The sequence below is a fragment of the Photobacterium satsumensis genome, assembly GCF_050336935.1.
GTDB classification, from domain to species: domain Bacteria; phylum Pseudomonadota; class Gammaproteobacteria; order Enterobacterales; family Vibrionaceae; genus Photobacterium; species Photobacterium satsumensis.
This window is the reverse complement of sequence record NZ_JAKJSK010000006.1, coordinates 44,393-61,752: the sequence shown is the minus strand read 5'-3', so window position 1 is coordinate 61,752 and position 17,360 is coordinate 44,393. Positions and strand designations below refer to the sequence as shown.

15 protein-coding genes and 1 pseudogene are annotated in these 17,360 nt (G+C 47.3%); 5 read left to right on the top strand and 11 right to left on the bottom strand.

Annotated elements, in window-relative coordinates; genetic code table 11:
• Window positions 1-7: 7 nt before the first annotated feature.
• The 3 genes from L4D79_RS00435 to L4D79_RS00425 all read left to right on the top strand — a co-directional run bounded on the left by L4D79_RS00435 (window position 8) and on the right by L4D79_RS00425 (window position 2,748).
• Complete coding sequence (locus L4D79_RS00435) at window positions 8-964, top strand: carbamate kinase (protein WP_428645866.1); 957 nt, start codon at window positions 8-10, stop codon at window positions 962-964.
• Between the two features lie 49 nt (window positions 965-1,013).
• Complete coding sequence (locus L4D79_RS00430) at window positions 1,014-1,412, top strand: allophanate hydrolase-related protein (RefSeq protein WP_428645864.1); 399 nt, start codon at window positions 1,014-1,016, stop codon at window positions 1,410-1,412.
• Window positions 1,413-1,491: 79 nt separating this feature from the next.
• Entirely contained in the window at window positions 1,492-2,748 is a 1,257-nt protein-coding gene (locus L4D79_RS00425) for a cytosine permease (RefSeq protein WP_428645861.1), read from the top strand.
• A 131-nt stretch (window positions 2,749-2,879) separates the two neighbouring features.
• Here L4D79_RS00425 and L4D79_RS00420 read toward each other — a convergent pair whose 3' ends face one another.
• Complete coding sequence (locus L4D79_RS00420) at window positions 2,880-4,472, bottom strand: BCCT family transporter (RefSeq protein WP_428645858.1); 1,593 nt, start codon at window positions 4,470-4,472, stop codon at window positions 2,880-2,882.
• A gap of 21 nt (window positions 4,473-4,493) precedes the next feature.
• Complete coding sequence (locus tag L4D79_RS00415; protein ID WP_428645855.1) at window positions 4,494-6,485, bottom strand: CocE/NonD family hydrolase; 1,992 nt, start codon at window positions 6,483-6,485, stop codon at window positions 4,494-4,496.
• 156 nt (window positions 6,486-6,641) lie between these two features.
• On the opposite strand from L4D79_RS00415, the gene L4D79_RS00410 reads away from it, so the two are divergent.
• A complete protein-coding gene (locus L4D79_RS00410; RefSeq protein ID WP_428645852.1) occupies window positions 6,642-7,514 on the top strand; it encodes a LysR substrate-binding domain-containing protein in 873 nt (290 codons plus the stop codon).
• A gap of 74 nt (window positions 7,515-7,588) precedes the next feature.
• Here the strand turns inward: L4D79_RS00410 and mog are convergent, their stop codons facing one another.
• The 9 genes and pseudogenes from mog to L4D79_RS00365 all read right to left on the bottom strand — a co-directional run bounded on the left by mog (window position 7,589) and on the right by L4D79_RS00365 (window position 15,164).
• On the bottom strand, window positions 7,589-8,122 hold the full coding sequence (gene mog / locus L4D79_RS00405) for a molybdopterin adenylyltransferase (protein ID WP_428645849.1): 534 nt from the start codon (window positions 8,120-8,122) through the stop codon (window positions 7,589-7,591).
• Between the two features lie 244 nt (window positions 8,123-8,366).
• Window positions 8,367-8,987 (bottom strand): annotated as a pseudogene (gene ribB / locus L4D79_RS00400) (3,4-dihydroxy-2-butanone-4-phosphate synthase); the annotation flags it as partial.
• 43 nt (window positions 8,988-9,030) lie between these two features.
• Complete coding sequence (locus L4D79_RS00395) at window positions 9,031-9,621, bottom strand: NUDIX hydrolase (protein ID WP_428645846.1); 591 nt, start codon at window positions 9,619-9,621, stop codon at window positions 9,031-9,033.
• 67 nt (window positions 9,622-9,688) lie between these two features.
• Window positions 9,689-10,078: a carboxymuconolactone decarboxylase family protein gene (locus L4D79_RS00390; protein WP_428645843.1), complete on the bottom strand. Its 390-nt coding sequence runs from the start codon at window positions 10,076-10,078 to the stop codon at window positions 9,689-9,691.
• 92 nt (window positions 10,079-10,170) lie between these two features.
• Window positions 10,171-11,619, bottom strand: a complete 1,449-nt coding sequence (locus L4D79_RS00385; RefSeq protein WP_428645840.1) for an NAD-dependent succinate-semialdehyde dehydrogenase — start codon at window positions 11,617-11,619, stop codon at window positions 10,171-10,173.
• Window positions 11,620-11,715: 96 nt separating this feature from the next.
• A complete protein-coding gene (locus L4D79_RS00380; RefSeq protein WP_428645837.1) occupies window positions 11,716-12,228 on the bottom strand; it encodes a flavin reductase family protein in 513 nt (170 codons plus the stop codon).
• Between the two features lie 13 nt (window positions 12,229-12,241).
• Window positions 12,242-13,720, bottom strand: a complete 1,479-nt coding sequence (locus tag L4D79_RS00375) for an aldehyde dehydrogenase (RefSeq protein ID WP_428645834.1) — start codon at window positions 13,718-13,720, stop codon at window positions 12,242-12,244.
• Window positions 13,710-14,552, bottom strand: coding sequence for an alpha/beta fold hydrolase (locus L4D79_RS00370; RefSeq protein ID WP_428645832.1), 843 nt, complete (start codon window positions 14,550-14,552; stop codon window positions 13,710-13,712). Before L4D79_RS00370 ends, L4D79_RS00375 begins: the two co-directional genes overlap by 11 nt.
• 9 nt (window positions 14,553-14,561) lie before the next feature.
• Entirely contained in the window at window positions 14,562-15,164 is a 603-nt protein-coding gene (locus L4D79_RS00365; RefSeq protein WP_428645829.1) for an amino acid synthesis family protein, read from the bottom strand.
• A gap of 518 nt (window positions 15,165-15,682) precedes the next feature.
• On the opposite strand from L4D79_RS00365, the gene L4D79_RS00360 reads away from it, so the two are divergent.
• The gene (locus tag L4D79_RS00360; protein WP_428645826.1) at window positions 15,683-17,296 is read left to right on the top strand and encodes a BCCT family transporter; all 1,614 of its coding nucleotides are present in this window, start codon (window positions 15,683-15,685) and stop codon (window positions 17,294-17,296) included.
• Window positions 17,297-17,360: the final 64 nt, after the last annotated feature.

Genomic DNA, 17,360 nt, shown 5'->3' with positions numbered 1-17,360 from the left:
GTTTGATATGAACAAGAAACCCTTAGCCGTTGTGGCTTTTGGTGGTAATGCCCTGATTGACGATAACGCACATTGCTCTATTCAGGATCAATACCAAACAGTGACCAATAACGTTGGTTATCTGGTGGATTTAATCGAACGAGGCTGGGACTTGGTGCTAACCCACGGCAATGGTCCGCAAGTCGGTTTTATTCTCCGCCGCTCAGAGCTAGCCGCCCATGAAGTGGATCAGGTACCTGTCGACTATGCCGTTGGTGATACCCAAGGCGCGATCGGTTACATGTTCCAAAAAGCGTTATGCAATGAATTACAACGTCGTGGGCTTACCCGTCCTGTAGTCACATTAGTCACTCAAACTCTGGTAGATCCTCGTGATCCAGCCTTCCAGGCACCAAATAAGCCAATCGGCTCATTTATGGATAAAGCCACCGCTGAGAAATACGCCGCAGAGCTGGATTGGCACATTATGGAAGACGCAGGTCGAGGGTGGCGCCGCTGTGTTGCTAGCCCTAGCCCACAGGAAGTGATTGAAATCGATAGTATCAAAACCTTATTGGACTGCGGCTCATTGGTCATTGCCGCTGGTGGTGGTGGCATTCCGGTTGAACGAAATGAAAGTGGGGATCTTGTTGGTGTCGAAGCCGTGATAGACAAAGACGTTGCGTCCGCCTTGCTTGCCAAAGAATTACAGGCCGACATGCTGATCATTCCTACAGGTGTCGAGAAAGTCGCCATCAACTTCGGTACACCCGAGCAGCAGTGGCTGGATCACCTCACGCCAACCGACGCAAAAGCACTCAGCGAACAAGGCCAATTTGGTGAAGGCTCGATGAAACCGAAAGTCGATGCACTGCTGCAGTTTCTAGATGTCAATCCCGATGGCGCAGGCGTAATAACCAAAGCCAGCACATTAATCCAAGCCATTGATAGTACGACTGGCACCTGGATTCGCAACCACAACTAATTCAACTTGGTCCGGCATGGCCGGGCCACTTTTTTACGGAGTACACCTTATGTCAAACACAACCCTTTTAGCCGTAAATGGCACTTTGATGCGCGGCCTTGAACTTAACCCAAACCTTACCAATGTAGGAGGGAAGTTCATCCGTGAAGACAAAACCGACAACCACTATCGCCTATGGTCAATCAATGATGTCCACCCTGCGATGATCCGCACCATCGAAGCAAACAACAGCGTTGATCTTGAAGTCTGGGAACTGCCGATGGAAGCCTTCGCTTCTGTACTGAGTAATGAGCCTGCCGGCCTGTCTATTGGCAAGGTGAAATTGGCTGATGGAACGGAAGTACTTGGAGTGCTTGGCGAACCTTGGCTGGTTGAGGGCAAGCGAGAAATCACCGCGACCGGAGGATGGCGCAGCTATATCCAAACCCAAGCAGTGATAGAAGAATAATAAAACCACTGCGAATAAGCACCTTATTGCCCATGAACATCTTAAAACGAATTAATTCGTGAACGAAAGGCGTAATCATATGAGTAGTAAAAATAAAACGGATTTATCCAATACTGCCTCCGGCTTCCAAATTGCAATGATCCTGCTCGGGATCCTTGTTACACCGGTCTTGCTGGCCTCCTCAAGCTTGGGCAGCCAGCTAACATTAGGCACAGCGGCTGCTGTGATCGCTGTGGGTAGTATTATCTTGACCGTGCTCGCCGTGATCAACATTTCAATCGGCGAAAAAGCTCGCTTACCAACCTACGGTATCGTGAAATACTCCTTTGGCAGCAAGGGGGCAACAGCCATCAATATTATCATGGCCATCAGTCTATTTGGTTGGATAGCAGTGACAGCTAACATGTTTGGACACAGTGTGCATGATCTTCTTGCTACCCAGTTCAACCTTGATCTACCGGTCCCTGTTATCGTTGCATTTGGTTGTATTATTTTCGTTGCTTCTACCGCCTTTGGCTTTGAAGCTCTGGGTAAAGTGTCGAAGTTTGCCGTACCAATCATTGCCCTACTGATGTTTGTTATTCTGTACTTGGCACTTAACAGCTCCGCCCCTGTAGCAGAGAAACTCAGTAGCTTAAGCTTCGGCGCAGCAGTATCATCCGTCGTAGGTACAATTATTGTTCTGGTCGCAACCTCACCAGATTTTGGTAGTTTTGTCCGCAACCGTAAACATGCCGTACTCGCGGGTATCCTAACATTTGGTTTGGCTTACCCGGTATTGTTCTTAGTCGGTGCAGTACCAGGCTCTATGACCTCGGAAGGCTCACTGCTGGCAGCAATGGCAGTAATCGGAACTACCTTGCCCGCTGCTATTTTGTTGGTTTTCGCCTGCATCACGGGTAATGCCGGTAATATGTTCCAAGGCACGCTTGTCGTTTCGACTTTGTTCTCCCAGTTCCCCAAATGGAAGATCACAGTAGCGCTAGGTATTCTTGCTACCATCGTCGGTAGTATGGATATCATGGCATGGTTTATTCCATTCCTGTTATTCCTTGGCATTGCAACCCCACCGATTTCGGGGATCTACATTGCTGACTACTTTATCAATCGCCGTAAAGGCTACAACGAAGCAAGTCTGGAAAACGACCCTGCAATTAAGCCATCCACGTTTGTTGCCTGGGGGGTGGGTTCGTTTGTTGGCTTTTGCACCGTCAACGGCTGGTTCACTTTAACAGGCATCCCTTCTTTAGACTCAATTCTTATTGCATCGCTTGGATACTTCCTGTTCTCTCGAGTTGGAACGTCCAAAAATAAACTGGAAGCCAATAAGGCATAACCCACACGATTAACCACTCCAGTTGCTTATAACTAAAACGCCCTTAGCAAGGCTAAGGGCGTTTTTGTTTAATGAACGGAAAAGTAAATCATAGAAAGCACATCACCTGTATGGGTTCGGTACTGCTAAGGTTAAGACTTCTCGTATACCGGAGATCCACCAGCGTTTTTGTCATCAAGTGACTGCGCTGCCTCATTTTGGTGAGCAGCAGAGGTCAAAAGTTCAGGCTTTCTCAACCAACGTATCAGTGTCAGGCTACAAGCTAGAATAATCACTGTCGCTGGTAGCCCTCCTAGGTTCGACAGTTGCTTCACGCCATTAATACCAACGGTACTCACCATGATCCAAGCCACTAAACCAATGACGGTACCCCACAGTATTTTGATCGGGAGTGAAGTTCCTTCATCGGACTCCGAATCAAAGTCTTTGGTACATAAATCACCAATAGCATCGGTACTGGAATCAGCAGCCGTTACATAGGAAATAAACGCTATCAGGATCAAGAAAAATGAGGTTATTCCACTGAAAGGCAGTTGCCCCATAATGTGATACAAGAGCTGTTCAACACCCTGATCATTAAGCACGGCATAAAGCCCGCCATCACTTTGCGCATCCATGAAGATTGCAGTGCCAGAGAAGACAGCAACCCAAAGCAAGATGAACATACTTGGATAAATCAAGTTAACCTGAATAAACTCTTTCACCGTGTAGCCGCGAGCAATTTTACCGAGGAACATTGCAGTGATAGGTGCCCAAGCAAACCACACTGCCCAATAAAAGACACTCCACCATTGAGGCCAGGGATCATTAGCAGCCTGACCCGTAAACAAGCTCAGACGGAAAAAGGACTGAACAAACTCACCGACCCCTTCTACACCCAGAGCCAATATATAAGTTGTCGGGCCGACAAAGAGCAAGAAGACAAACAATACAATCAGCATCCAAAAATTAGCTTGAGACATTCGGGCGATACCGTTGATCAGACCACTGGCTGCAGAAAAGATAAACGTACCCACGATCACTGCGATAAAGATGCCAAGCGTAAACATATTGCGCTCAATCTCGACGAACTGACTGACCCCCCCAACCAAGGTTAGTGCACCAGTACCGAGCGATGAAGCCATACCCACAACCAAGGAGTACAGGGCCAAGGCATCAATAACATCACATAGTTTCGGTGTCAGATAACGGCCAAAGACCGGACGCAATGAGCTGGAAATCGAAAACGGCAGTTTAAGGTTATAGAAAGCGAGCGCAAAAATAAGTGCCGGAACACAATAGATAGCATAAGGTGTCGGCCCCCAATGTAGGAACATCGCTGACATCGCAAACAATGTCGCATCTGCGCTACCAGGCTCAATACCCAAGCTCTCCGGTGGCCCATAGATGTGGTAGATCGGCTCCGCTGTGGTCCAGAACAGCACCCCCACCGCCAATGTGGTACAGAGTACAATCATAAACCAGCGCTTTTTGCTGATACGAGGAGTACTTGACTCACCACCAATACGAATATTACCCAACTTGGAAAAATAGGTGATCACGATCAGCACCAGTAAATAGAAGCTCCCAAGGCTGAATAGCCAAGAAAAATTCTGCAAGATAGTGTTGTTGATCGCGCCAGTTACAGCGGTGAAACTTTCTAAATCAACCAAGCTCAGCACTAAGGCGGCCATCAATATTAAGAAAGTCGGAAAAAAGACCAAAGGTCGAATATTTTTTATCATAAGTTCTTCCGTGAACATTAATTACATGTAGTTGCGTTTGATGGTCTCATCAAAGCTTTTCTCGAAGATCACATCGCCATCGCAACAGGCTTTCCACTGCGCCTGAATATAAAAATGTTGAGCATCACATGTCATAACATAATGCGCATCTATAGCCGTACGCCAACCATCACGCCCCATATCCACACTCAAGCGAAGATCATTTTTCGCACTTAAAGGATCTTGCGGGTGAATCGACATCGACTGCTCAATCGTAAAATCAATTTCACTTTGTGATGAATTGATAAACTGACAGCCAAAATCTTCAACGGTTTCAAGGGTACTGACACCCGTTTTATAGTCACGGTGAACGACGCGTTTGCTACTTGCCGCACGCATTACTTGACCATCAAACCTGACTGGCTTGTCATAACTCGGTACCAATTCTGACACCACAGGTGAATCGTTCAGTGGAATACTGACCGAACATTGCGATGGATACAGCGTCAGCGTAGCATCTTCTGCACATGGCCATATCAGGGGCCAGTAAGAAGTTGAAACGGCAATCCGCACCTTGTGACCTTTGGGCACCACATAAGCCATATGGTTTAACGCAACGTCGACATCATACACTTCGCCCACCACAAGAGGTTCGGGAAATTCGTGACTGTTACGGTGAGACAAGTTCAACAGGCCGTGAGTTATCCGAGTCACCTCGCCTGTAGGATGTACATCACAGATCCTGACAATAACATAGGCCTGCGGTTTGTCGCTTGAGAGGGACAAGCGTGCTTTTACCTGCCCTGCTATCGGCAAAGCTTCAGACAGTGTCTCTGAGTCAAAAACCAATGAGCCTGCATCATCGATGCGTTGATCGGCGGGGTTTTCCATATCTAGCCGAATGCCGACGCAAAAGCGGCCTCCGTCTAAACCGACCGTTTGCGGAGAGCGGATAGATTGCGGGCGACTGTCAGTGGCAGTGTCCGATAAACCGTAATCAGAGAAGTGCCATTCCCTATACTGGGTATGTGGGGATGGCCATGTTGGCTCACTAACCCAACATCCCGGGCGATGATCGTAATCGGTGTGTGGCAGTACGCTATCTTGCAAGTAATAATGCAGCTCAGGCTCTTTATCAATACCGTTATCAACGCCTTTCAGCCATCGATCCCACCACCTTACAGATTCAGCAACGTAATCCATTTTAGGATTTGGATAGGCGATATTGGGGTACTTGTGTGCCCATGGCCCCACTAAGCCTTTCTTAGGGCCAGATAAATTGCTCAACAGGGAAAAGATAGTATTGCGATAACCATCTGCCCAGCCCCCCATCGCATACACAGGTATATCGATACTTGAGTAGTCTTCACAGACCGAACCGTGTTTCCAGTAATCAGAACGTGTTTGCTCTGTCAGCCACGGCTTGGCCAAAAACGGCATCTGATTGAGCCGGTCCAGCCAGATATTTTTCCAGTTATCACCCACCAGCTTGGCATCGGGAGAACGACCCAGCGCATAGGCCCAGAAGAAAGCCGCCCAATCCATATTATCGTTAAGCAGGCAGCCCCCAGCAAAGTGGATATCGTCCCTGAAACGGTCGTCAGTCGAGCACTGGGTAATAATCGCCTTTAATGCAGGAGGCCTAAGCGCGGCAACCTGTAGCGAGTTAAACCCGCCCCAAGATATTCCTACCATGCCGACATTCCCATCACACCACTTCTGCTTGGCAATCCAGGCAATCACATCGCAACCGTCTTGAAGCTCCTGTTGGGAATATTCATCATCAAACAGGCCTTCAGATTCACCGCAGCCCCGAAGATCCACTCGAATACACGCGTAACCGTTCGCAGCCGTTTCTGGCATTGTGATTTCATCACGGATGATGGTGCCATCGTTTTTACGGTAGGGAAGAAATTCCAGTATCGCGGGAACAGGGGTTGTTGCTGCATCATCAGGCATCCACGCGCGATATGCGAGGCGTGTACCGTCAGGAAGGGTTAGCCAGTCATGGTGGATCTCTTGTACGGTCTTCATTCTCATCCTTGTTTTATAGCCAAAGGACCCTCTATGTTATAGACCGTAGTTTGTCAGTAAATCAGTAATTAGTTACCATGGTGTTAACTATAAGTTCATACAAGTAAAACTATGCCCATAAACTCCAGATTAATACCCTCCACAAATAGCTTAATTATGTTTGAAGCCGCAGCGAGGTTGGGGAGTTTAACGAAAGCAGCAGATGAGCTATGTGTAACGCCAACGGCGGTAAGCAAGCAGATTAAACAGTTAGAATCACTACTGAGCACGGAGCTGTTTACCCGCTCCCCACAAGGGGTTCGCCTGTCTGACAATGGGCGGCGCTATTTAGACCGAGTTACGGAAGCTCTGACAATCCTTGCCGAAGAAACGCTTAGCATGGATGAGGCGGCCAATGTTCCAGCACTGGATATTGAAGTTGGTCCCTGCTTCTTGCACTTTTGGTTACTGCCTAAATTAGACCAATTCCGCCAGGAGCATCCTGACGTGCTGTTTAACCTGAATGTGAACAACGAGCGTCAAGTTGCTACCGATGACAGCTACGATGTTGCGTTTTTCTATTCCCCTATACACTCGCAAAACCATAATAACTATCTGGTATTTCATGAGCGGGTATTGCTGGTTTGCAGCCCGGGATTCCTCGAAAAACACGATGGGCATATTGATATATCAACCGTGTTTGATTTGCCCCTTGTGATGCTAAAGGATGAACTGGAATTCTGGGAAGGCTGGCAGACGTGGGCGAAAAAAGCGGGCTTGGAATATCGAATTCCACATGATGCGATTTGCATGACAGATCAAGTTGCCGTGATACAAGCGGCTATCAATGATGCCGGGATCGCTCTCGTGTGGGACTGGCATGTTGAAGAGCTGTTAGACACTGGCCAGTTAGTTGCCCTGACTGAATTATTCGATTTCACAGATAAAGCCTACTTTCTCTCGATTGCCGATCACTGCACCGATCCTGCCGCGAAAACATTCGTTGATTGGGTACTGAAACAAGTTAACTCAACGCCTATCAGCAAATAATGATGCCTATACAAAAACGCCGACTCATTCAGTCGGCGTTTTAGTTAATTGGCAGGCATTGTAAGCTGCATCAATTATTTTTTCTTTGGACGGAAAGGCTTCATCACCTCTTCGTTACACTCAAGGAATGGACCTTCCATCAAGTCGATACAGTAAGGGATTGCAGGGAATACGGCATCCAAGCATTCACGAATTGATTTTGGTTTACCCGGTAGGTTAACAATCAGGCTATCGCCACGCAGGCCCGCCGTCTGGCGCGACAAAATGGCAGTCGGTACAAACTTCAACGACTCAGCACGCATCAACTCACCAAAGCCAGGCATCATGCGATCACATACCGCTTCAGTGGCTTCTGGGGTCACATCACGCTTCGCAGGGCCGGTACCACCTGTAGTTACAATCAAGCTGCAGTCTTGCTCATCGGCCATTTTGATCAGCGTTGCTTCAATCACGTCCTGCTCATCAGGAATGACTTCGTATACTGGCTCCCACTCCGAGGTCAGGTAATCATTCAATGTATCGATAATCGCCTGTCCAGAGATATCTTCGTAAACACCTGCGCTAGCGCGATCGCTGACAGTCACGATGCCGATTTTTGCTTTAGTCATTGGTTGTTCCTCAGGCTGAGCCTTGTTATCCATTTCTACTTTCTTGTAAGCAGGAAAGTAATGTTTCTTCATGCATGCAAGTTTAAGAAATTCTCTTGAATTGTTAAACACCTAAAAGCAAAAAGCCCTGCCAGTGACAGAGCTTTTAAATATCTGTACCCCTTTGAGGGTAATAAAAGTGAAGACTATACCCAAATCACTTGGGTATAACACTTGGGTATAACGTATGTTAAGCCACACATTCTTCAAGTTGTTGCTCAGTCAACTGGCGGTAAGTGACGAGGTCAGAAATCAATCCCAGCTTCAAATCGTGTTTCTGTGCATACACTTCAAGTTCAGGACGTCTTGCCATGGTGCCATCTTCGTTCATGATTTCGACAATCACGCTTGCAGGTTCAAAGCCGGCTAATCGGGCCAAGTCACACCCCGCTTCAGTATGCCCTTCACGAACTAAAACACCACCGTCGCGTGCTTTAAGTGGGAAGATATGTCCAGGGCGAGTTAAATCTGACGCTTTAGCCCCTTTACGTACAGCCGTCTGTACCGTGTGGGCACGATCATGAGCCGAAATACCCGTTGTCACACCTTCTGCCGCTTCAATGGTAATCGTAAAACCCGTGCCTTGCGGATCGGTACTGTTCTCAACCATCATAGGTAAACCAAGCTGCTCACAACGTTCGGCGGTCAGGGTTAAGCAAATAAGTCCACAGGCCTTACGCGCCATAAAATTAATGTGCTCTGGCGTGACGCATTCAGCCGCCATCACAAGATCACCCTCATTTTCACGACCTTCGTCATCCATTAAGATCACCATTTTTCCTAATCGAATATCTTCAATGATGCCTTCAATATTACTGATCGCCATGTTACGTCCTCTGAACTGTGTGGTCATTTGTAGCGTATAAATGTTAATTCAAACAAGGGTTAACATTACCAAAAGGGTGTACTAGCCCCTGTTCATAGCACCCCATGTATAAACCAAATTGGCCGTGGTCTTCTTCATTGATATATCGGCTAAGTATTTGGCCTATCGCAGGATAGGTTAAAGCCTGCCAAGGTACTTCGTCTTTCGTAACAAAAGTAACTTCTGCGGTTTCATCACCGAATGGTTGTTGAAAGCCAATGAACCGAGCGCGAAAGATGATATAAACCTGATTCATTTGCGGCACACTGAAAATCGAGTACGGACCAAGAACGTCAACCCTTGCCCCCGTCTCTTCCAGCACTTCCCGTACTGCAGCTTGTTCAACTGTTTCGCCATTTTCCATAAACCCTGCTGGAATACTCCATTTCCCCATCATGGGTTCAATGGCACGCTTACCAAGCAGAAACTTTCCTTCATGCTCAATAATACATCCGGCAATAACGGTAGGGTTTTGATATACAACGTGACCACATTGCTGACACACAGGCCGCTGGTGTGTATCCCCAGAAGGCACCTGCATCAGCACCTCATTACCCCCGCATTGTGAGCAAAAGTGAATCGTTTTATGCAACATACCTTCCTCCTTGGTTATATCTTGATATCAATCGCACTGGGATTAAAGTCAGCACAAAAAGTGTGTGCTAAGCGGGTTGGGCTTCACGCTCGTACTCATCAATCACTTCTTTAGCCGTACGGAAAGCATCGATCGCCGCAGGTACACCACAATAAATCGCCGTTTGCAGTAGCACTTCACGAATTTCTTCTTTGGTACAACCGTTATTAAGCGCCCCACGCACGTGTAATTTAAGCTCATGCGGACGATTGAGAGCCGTGATCATCGCGAGGTTAATCATGCTACGCGTTTTCAGCGGTAAGGTGTCTCTCCCCCACACTTCACCCCAACAATACTTGGTGACCAATTCCTGCATCGGCATCGTAAAATCAGTGGCGTTATTAATCGAAGCATCAACATAGTCAGCACCTAATACCTGACGGCGAATAGCTAGGCCTTCCTCAAACTTATCGCTCATTTTCATATCCTTATTGATTATTCGCACAGTTGCTTAGCTGCTTAATTGCACAGCTGATTGTTCCTATCAAGAGGCGAGCATTGAGTGGAGGCCTAAAGGCCTCCCATCATCACATATTTGGTTTCCATATAATCTTCAATGCCCTGACGTGCGCCTTCACGGCCTAGGCCTGATTCTTTTACTCCACCAAATGGAGCAACCTCGGTCGAAATCAGTCCTTCATTGATCCCTACCATGCCAGACTCAAGCTCTTCACTTACCCGCCATGCGCGTTGCAGCGAACGGGTATAGGCATAGGCTGCCAAACCAGAATCCGTATCATTAGCACGGGCAATGACCTCATCATCGGTGCTGAAGCGGAACAATGCGGCCAACGGGCCAAAGGTTTCTTCTTTTGCAACCAACATGTCATCGGTGATTTCTGTCAGGATCTGTGGTGGGAAGAAGTTAGTCCCTGCAGGCTGAATATCACCAAAGATGCGTTTTGCACCTTTAGATAGCGCATCATCAACATGGCTTTGTACTTTAGCAACAGCGGCTCGGTTGATTAGCGGGCCGATCGTCGCACCAGGGGTAAAGCCATCTGCAACCTTTAACTCAGCAACACGCGCCACCAGCTTTTGTGCAAATTGATCATAAACTGCATCATGCACATACAAGCGGTTGGCACAAACGCAGGTTTGCCCAGCATTACGGAATTTTGCGATCATGACACCGTCAACGGCCGCATCTAAATCCGCATCGTCGAAGATAAGAAATGGCGCATTGCCCCCTAACTCCAATGACATTTTCTTCACCGATGAAGCAGACTGCTCCATCAGCAATTTACCAATTGCCGTTGAGCCGGTGAACGAGATTTTTTTCACCGTTTTACTACTTGTTAATGCCCCACCGATTTCGACAGCATTACCTGTAATGACACTAAACAACCCGGCAGGGATCCCTGCTCGTTCAGCAAGCTCAGCCAGGGCTAATGCAGTTAACGGGGTTTCAGGTGCAGGTTTCAACACCACTGCACAGCCGGCGGCAAAAGCAGGGCCACATTTACGGGTGATCATCGCGGCGGGAAAGTTCCACGGGGTAATTGCGCCAACCACTCCTACAGGCTCTTTGCTTACCACTAAACGTGAGTTCGGTTTATGGCTTGGGATCATTTCACCATAAGTACGCTTAGCTTCTTCAGCAAACCATTCAATAAAGTTTGCAGCATAAGTAATTTCGCCTTTTGCTTCAGCCAGTGGTTTACCTTGCTCAGCCGTTAAAATCGCCGCTAAGTCATCAGCATTTTCAACGAGCAGCTGATACCAATTACGTAAGATAACTGAACGTTCTTTCGCTGTGACTTTCTTCCATGCTTTCTGCGCTTGCTCTGCCGCTTCAATGGCTGACAATGTTTCTTCACGCCCTAGCTCTGGCACATAGGCAATCACCTCACCGTTTGATGGGTTTAAAACAGGCACAGTCGCTTCATTTTCTGCTGTTACCCATTGTCCGGCGATATAACAAGACTGCTTAAGTAAACTTGAATCAATTAGCTTCACTGGAAATTCCTCATCGCATCTTTATTTAAATTTGTGCCAAGTGGCCTACTCTCACCATGGCGCTGCAGCACACGGTAATAACGCCACTTTAACTTTTTAATTCATATCAGGAATACTACCCATTTTGCTGCGGCAATAAAGTAAGGGATGTTCTTCATTTGTATCTGCCAGTTCAGCATTTACAACCTGACCGACCAAAATAGCATGATCTCCACCGGGATAATCATTCCATAGCTCACACTCCAGCACCGCTAATGCCCCCTCAATAACAGGTAGGCCATGTTCACTTTTTTGGATATTCAACCCTTCGGACTTATCAATCCCTTTTTTAGCGAATTGGTAAGCAACGGCTTGCTGGTCGTCAGCCAAGATATGGATTGCAAACTTCTTGGTATCGCGGATCACCGGGTACGAATCAGACGAATAGCTAGGACAAACCAGCACCAGAGCCGGATCGATTGAAAGCGCGCTAAAAGCACTTGCGGTAAAGCCAACCACATCACCCAAATCGTTATAGGCGGTGATCACAGTAACGCCTGTTGGGAACTGGCCCATAATGTTCTTGTATAAATCCGGTGATACGGCTTGTTCTACTTGTTGTGTTGTCATAATGATTCCCTTCTTAACGCATGGTAAATGGGTCAGCCATTGGCTCGGATGAAGTATTGATCCAGACAGCTTTTAACTGCGTGAACTCATTAATTGCATCACTGCCGCATTCTCGGCCATAGCCACTCTGGCCATAGCCCCCAATCGGCGCAGAAGCAGAAACCGCTCGATAGGTATTCACCCATACAATGCCAGAGCGGATGCCTTTGATCATACGGTGTGCTTTAGCCAGGTTTTGCGTCCAGATCCCAGCGGCAAGGCCATACTTAGTATCATTCGCAAGCAATAACGCTTCAGCTTCATCGGCAAAAGGGATCACCGTTGCCACTGGGCCGAAGATTTCTTCCTGAACGACGGTATCACTATGATTGGTGCACTCTAAAATGGTTGGGGTGTAGTACCAACCCGATGCAATATCTGGACGTTTACCACCGGTACGCAATGTGGCACCTTCGGTTAAGGCGATATCAACAAAGCGTTCTACCGTTTCTAACTGAGCTAATGTTGCCATTGGGCCCATTTCAGTTTCAGGCTGTGATGGGTCACCTATCACGATTTGTTCGGCGCGTGCTGTTAACTTGGCGACAAACTCATCATAAATATCTTGTTGAACCAGCAGGCGAGAGCCCGATACACAGCTTTGGCCAGCCGCCGCAAAGATACCTGCGACAGCCCCGTTAACCGCGCTCTCGATATCAGCATCATTAAAGATAATATTGGGCGACTTGCCACCGAGCTCCAGCGAAAGTTTGGCGTAGTTTTCTGCAGAATTTCGAATAACATGCTTCGAACTTTCGCTACCCCCGGTAAACGCAATTTTACGTACCAAAGGATGACGGGTTAATGCCGCACCACACGGTAAGCCATAGCCGGTAATGACGTTAACGGCACCGGCAGGAAAGCCAGCCTCAAGGACTAACCGCCCTAATTCAAGCAAAGTTGCAGACGCATGTTCAGAAGGTTTAAGAACGACGGTGTTACCCGTGGCCAATGCAGGTGCAATTTTTATTGCGGTTAAATACAGCGGCGAATTCCAAGGAATAATGCCAGCAATAACACCCAGTGGTTCACGGACGGTGTACCCAAACATGTCAGATTTATCGAGCGCTAAGGTTTCACCTTCAACTTTATCGGCCAAGCCAGCAAAGTAATAAAAGAACTCAGGTAAGTAGCTAACTTGGCCACGTGTTTCGCGAATTAGCTTGCCATTGTCACGGCTTTCAAGCTGGGCTAGTTGCTCTGTGTTCTCGGCAATCAAATCACCGAGGCGGCGAAGTAGTTTCCCGCGTTGGGCTGGTGTGGTCGATGCCCACTCTGGCGATAAAAATGTGGCATGTGCCGATTGTACTGCCTGCTCAACATCTTGCTCGTCAGCATACGGGAACAATGCCCACGGCTGTTCATTGGCAGGGTTAATACTTTCGAATGTTTTACCGCTTTGTGCTGAAACCCACTCTCCGTGGATTAGCATTTGAAATTGTTCAAGCGCCATTGACGACCTCCTGTATTGTCACTTGCTCTTGCTGGCTTTGCTTCAGGCTTTCAAGGAAGGTTCGAAGCATGTCATTCACTAACTGTGGTGATTCAACGGGCATCATGTGGCGTTGTTGATCAAGTACAACCACCTTGGCATTAGATAAATACCGCGCCAATCCATAGGCCATTTCAGGGGTCGAACCTACATCAAGCTCACCTGTCGCGACCAACACGGGTAAATGCAGGGTGTTGAGTTGCGAAAGACCATAATTATCATTTTCACCAAATAACTGATAGGTATGTAAATAACCATTTTTGCTATTCGTGATAATACGCGCTGTAATTGCGTCGATTTGGGCCGGGTTTGCACCTCGGTACTCTTTGCTAAACCAACGCTCAATCGCGGCCTCGACATTGGCACCAGGGCCTAGCTTTTTTACGTCTTCGCAGCGAGAAAGCACGTTCATACGCTGCTCGTCACTGCGGTTGAAGACGCTGTTTAGAATGACCAGGTTATCAATGCGGTGCGAGTATTTAAGCGCAAACGCACGGGCAACCAAGCCCCCCATTGAAAAGCCAGCAATGGTAATTGGCTTATTAAGTTCTAATTCTGTGATCAAGCGTTCCAATTGCTCGGCATACGCGTCGATTGTGTCACCCCTTTCTGGCTCAGGGCTATCGCCGTGGCCAAGCATGTCATAACCGATCACATGGTAATGTTGCATGAGGCCAGCCACTTGGCCACCCCACATTGATTTGTCCAGACCTACACCATGAATGAAGATGACGGTATCGCCATCTCCACATGAAAAGTAGCTGGTTCCATCAACTAATTTCATGTCCTCCATATCGCTTCCTTATTGCTGCTGTTGGGCGGCTTTCTCTTTTGCGATTTCTTCTAGATCGATATAGCGGTTACCAATTCGTGGGTGCACACGTCCACCATCAGATGCTCCGAGTACCACAACGATTTCATTGGCTGCTGGCGCATCTTCAATTTTCATTTCCAGCGTAACGTAGTGCGAACGCAGCCCTTCGTCATCCTTATGCATCATCGGCACTTGAATTGACGTACCACCTGCACCACGTTTGTTGGTGAAGCTTAAGTAACTTTTTGCATCAACCGCTTCGCGATAGTGGTTCCCGAAGCGCAACGTATGAATAACGGCGGAGGCATGCTCGATTTCACCCTCCATACCAACAACGGCTGCCTTACCGTAAGCTTCAATATTACCCGCACCGCCCATTACGCCAGCGAGCTTATCGACAATTAAGGCACCTAAGTCTGAACAATGCTCCGTAATTTCAGGACGAAGGTTTTCAACAAAGCCTTTGCCATGCCAAGGGTTTTCAATCACAACAGCAACCGCTGCCATCGTGACTGGCTTATCACCGACTTTGCCGCCTTCAATGCGAGTTTCTTCAATATAGGTACAGATCTTACGGATATTAAAAGCCATTGCGTTTTCCTTCTTACATGTATGTTTTCTAGCGATAGGATATATGTCATCGCCCAACTCGTATTATGGTATACCAAACTTTTAGTACAAAAAGAAACCACTCATCTCTTAGTTAACAGCTATCGCTCTATACCAATGCCTATAAAAACACCCTAAAAACAACAACTTAAACAGTGCACCTGCCATAATATCGATATTGGTACTTTTATCAAAAAATCTACAATGATCACAATTTGTTAAATTCCCATCACTAATTGATTTGGTTGCAAACAAGCTCAAACCCAAAGTTAAACCATAAAATTCAAACACTTAAATAAAATCCCATGTTAAATCGTTGTTAAAATCAATGGTTGATGCGCTATTTTTTGGTGTTATGGTATACCAACAAAACACATACAATATCAGCCAGGAATGTGCTGATGACATAACGAAAGGGGTGTTCGAGGGTTATGTAGTCTGAAGGCTGCTGCAGTTTATCCAAGGCACGATAATACAGCGCATAAAGGAGCAATCCTGCTATGACATCCAATGACAGCATGGTTAACAAAAAAGGTTTATTTTCCGGTGTTAACCAAACGATGACAGTAGCTTCATTAACTATGGTTACGGCTTTTGTACTATTTTCCGTTTTACAGATAGATCTCGCGAACACGGTTTACAGTGGCGTGAAAAATTGGATCACAACGAACTTCAGCTGGTACTACATAGCCGCTGTCGCCGTTATTTTTGTTTTCTCGGTATGGGTTACTTTTAGCCAGTTCGGTAAAATACGCTTGGGCAAAGATACAGATCGACCTGAGTTTAATAATTTCACTTGGTTTGCGATGCTATTTAGTGCCGCAGTCGGTACTGGATTAATGTTCTGGAGTATTGCAGAGCCACTTACCTATATTCAAGGTAACCCGTTTGCGGAAATGGCCAATGTTGCTGCAAGTACCCCAGACGCCGCTCAGATTGGTATGCGCATTACGATCTTCCACTGGGGATTGAATGCATGGAGTGTGTATGTACTCGTGGGTTTGATCTTGGCCTATTTCGCCTACCGAAAAGGCCTGCCGCTCACGATCCGTTCAGCGTTATACCCCGTTCTGGGCGATCGTATCTATGGGCCAATTGGGCACGCGGTCGATTTACTCGCTATTTTCAGTACTCTTTTTGGTACCGCGACAACACTCGGCCTAGGTGTATCGCAAATGAACGCAGGGCTGAATTACCTGTTTGGCATTGAAATCAACTCGGTTAACCAGCTCATTTTGATCGTGCTGGTTGGTTCGATTGCGACCTTCTCGGCGGTCTCAGGTTTACAGAAAGGGATTAAGTTCCTGAGCCAGTGGAACGTTAGGATTAGCTGTGTTTTATTTGGCTTCTTCCTCATTGCTGGGCCAACCGTTTATTTGTTCAGCACTTTCTTCACCAACATGGGTGATTACCTTGCCAACTTTATTGGGATGTCTCTTTGGGTTGACCCACAGCCTGAACGCCAATGGCAAGGTTGGTGGACAGTCTTCTACTGGGCTTGGTGGTTAAGCTGGGGCCCATATGTCGGTATTTTCATCGCCCGTATCTCGAAAGGACGCACCATTCGTGAACTGATGCTAGGCGGGATTTTAGCAAGCACACTCGGCGCCTTTACTTGGATCACCATCATGGGCGGCACAGCAACGTACCTTGAACTGTATACCGCTAGCAACCTTACGGCTGTAGTGAATGAGAACCTTACCATGGTCCTATACAGCACAATCGAAGCCTTGAATGTTCACTGGCTAACATGGCCGATGGCTGCACTCGCAACAGTGATGATTATTTCGTGGTTCGTCACTTCGGCCGACTCAGCCACGCTCGTAATTTGTACCATCTTGTCGATGGGTGGAAACCACCCGCCTATTAAGATGCGCGTTATTTGGGGGGCTGGACTGGGTTTAGTTGCCGGTATTTTGCTGATGGCGGGTGGACTGGAGGGCTTGCAAGCAGCTTCCATTGCCGCAGCATTACCGTTCTCAATGGTGCTCATCGTCATGGCTTATTGCCTAATGAAAGATTTGTACTCAGGGACTGAATATCAAGAGTCGCCACAACCATTGGTAAAAAAAGACGCTCAAACGTTAAAGCCCGCATCTGCACTATCTAAATAAGATTTTGTAGAGAGCAAATAAAAAGAATGAGGCTGCTTGCCAGCCTCCTATAAACATCACAGAA

Bases quoted from the DNA above. Each gene is read 5' to 3' on its own strand.
- L4D79_RS00375 (WP_428645834.1), bottom strand. From the start codon at position 13,720: ATGGCGCTTGAACAATTTCAAATGCTAATCCACGGAGAGTGGGTTTCA.
- L4D79_RS00430 (WP_428645864.1), top strand. From the start codon at position 1,014: ATGTCAAACACAACCCTTTTAGCCGTAAATGGCACTTTGATGCGCGGC.
- L4D79_RS00365 (WP_428645829.1), bottom strand. From the start codon at position 15,164: ATGGCTTTTAATATCCGTAAGATCTGTACCTATATTGAAGAAACTCGC.
- L4D79_RS00415 (WP_428645855.1), bottom strand. From the start codon at position 6,485: ATGAAGACCGTACAAGAGATCCACCATGACTGGCTAACCCTTCCTGAC.
- mog (WP_428645849.1), bottom strand. From the start codon at position 8,122: ATGACTAAAGCAAAAATCGGCATCGTGACTGTCAGCGATCGCGCTAGC.
- L4D79_RS00420 (WP_428645858.1), bottom strand. From the start codon at position 4,472: ATGATAAAAAATATTCGACCTTTGGTCTTTTTTCCGACTTTCTTAATA.
- L4D79_RS00425 (WP_428645861.1), top strand. From the start codon at position 1,492: ATGAGTAGTAAAAATAAAACGGATTTATCCAATACTGCCTCCGGCTTC.
- L4D79_RS00360 (WP_428645826.1), top strand. From the start codon at position 15,683: ATGACATCCAATGACAGCATGGTTAACAAAAAAGGTTTATTTTCCGGT.
- L4D79_RS00395 (WP_428645846.1), bottom strand. From the start codon at position 9,621: ATGTTGCATAAAACGATTCACTTTTGCTCACAATGCGGGGGTAATGAG.
- L4D79_RS00435 (WP_428645866.1), top strand. From the start codon at position 8: ATGAACAAGAAACCCTTAGCCGTTGTGGCTTTTGGTGGTAATGCCCTG.
- L4D79_RS00380 (WP_428645837.1), bottom strand. From the start codon at position 12,228: ATGACAACACAACAAGTAGAACAAGCCGTATCACCGGATTTATACAAG.
- L4D79_RS00370 (WP_428645832.1), bottom strand. From the start codon at position 14,552: ATGGAGGACATGAAATTAGTTGATGGAACCAGCTACTTTTCATGTGGA.
- L4D79_RS00390 (WP_428645843.1), bottom strand. From the start codon at position 10,078: ATGAGCGATAAGTTTGAGGAAGGCCTAGCTATTCGCCGTCAGGTATTA.
- L4D79_RS00410 (WP_428645852.1), top strand. From the start codon at position 6,642: ATGTTTGAAGCCGCAGCGAGGTTGGGGAGTTTAACGAAAGCAGCAGAT.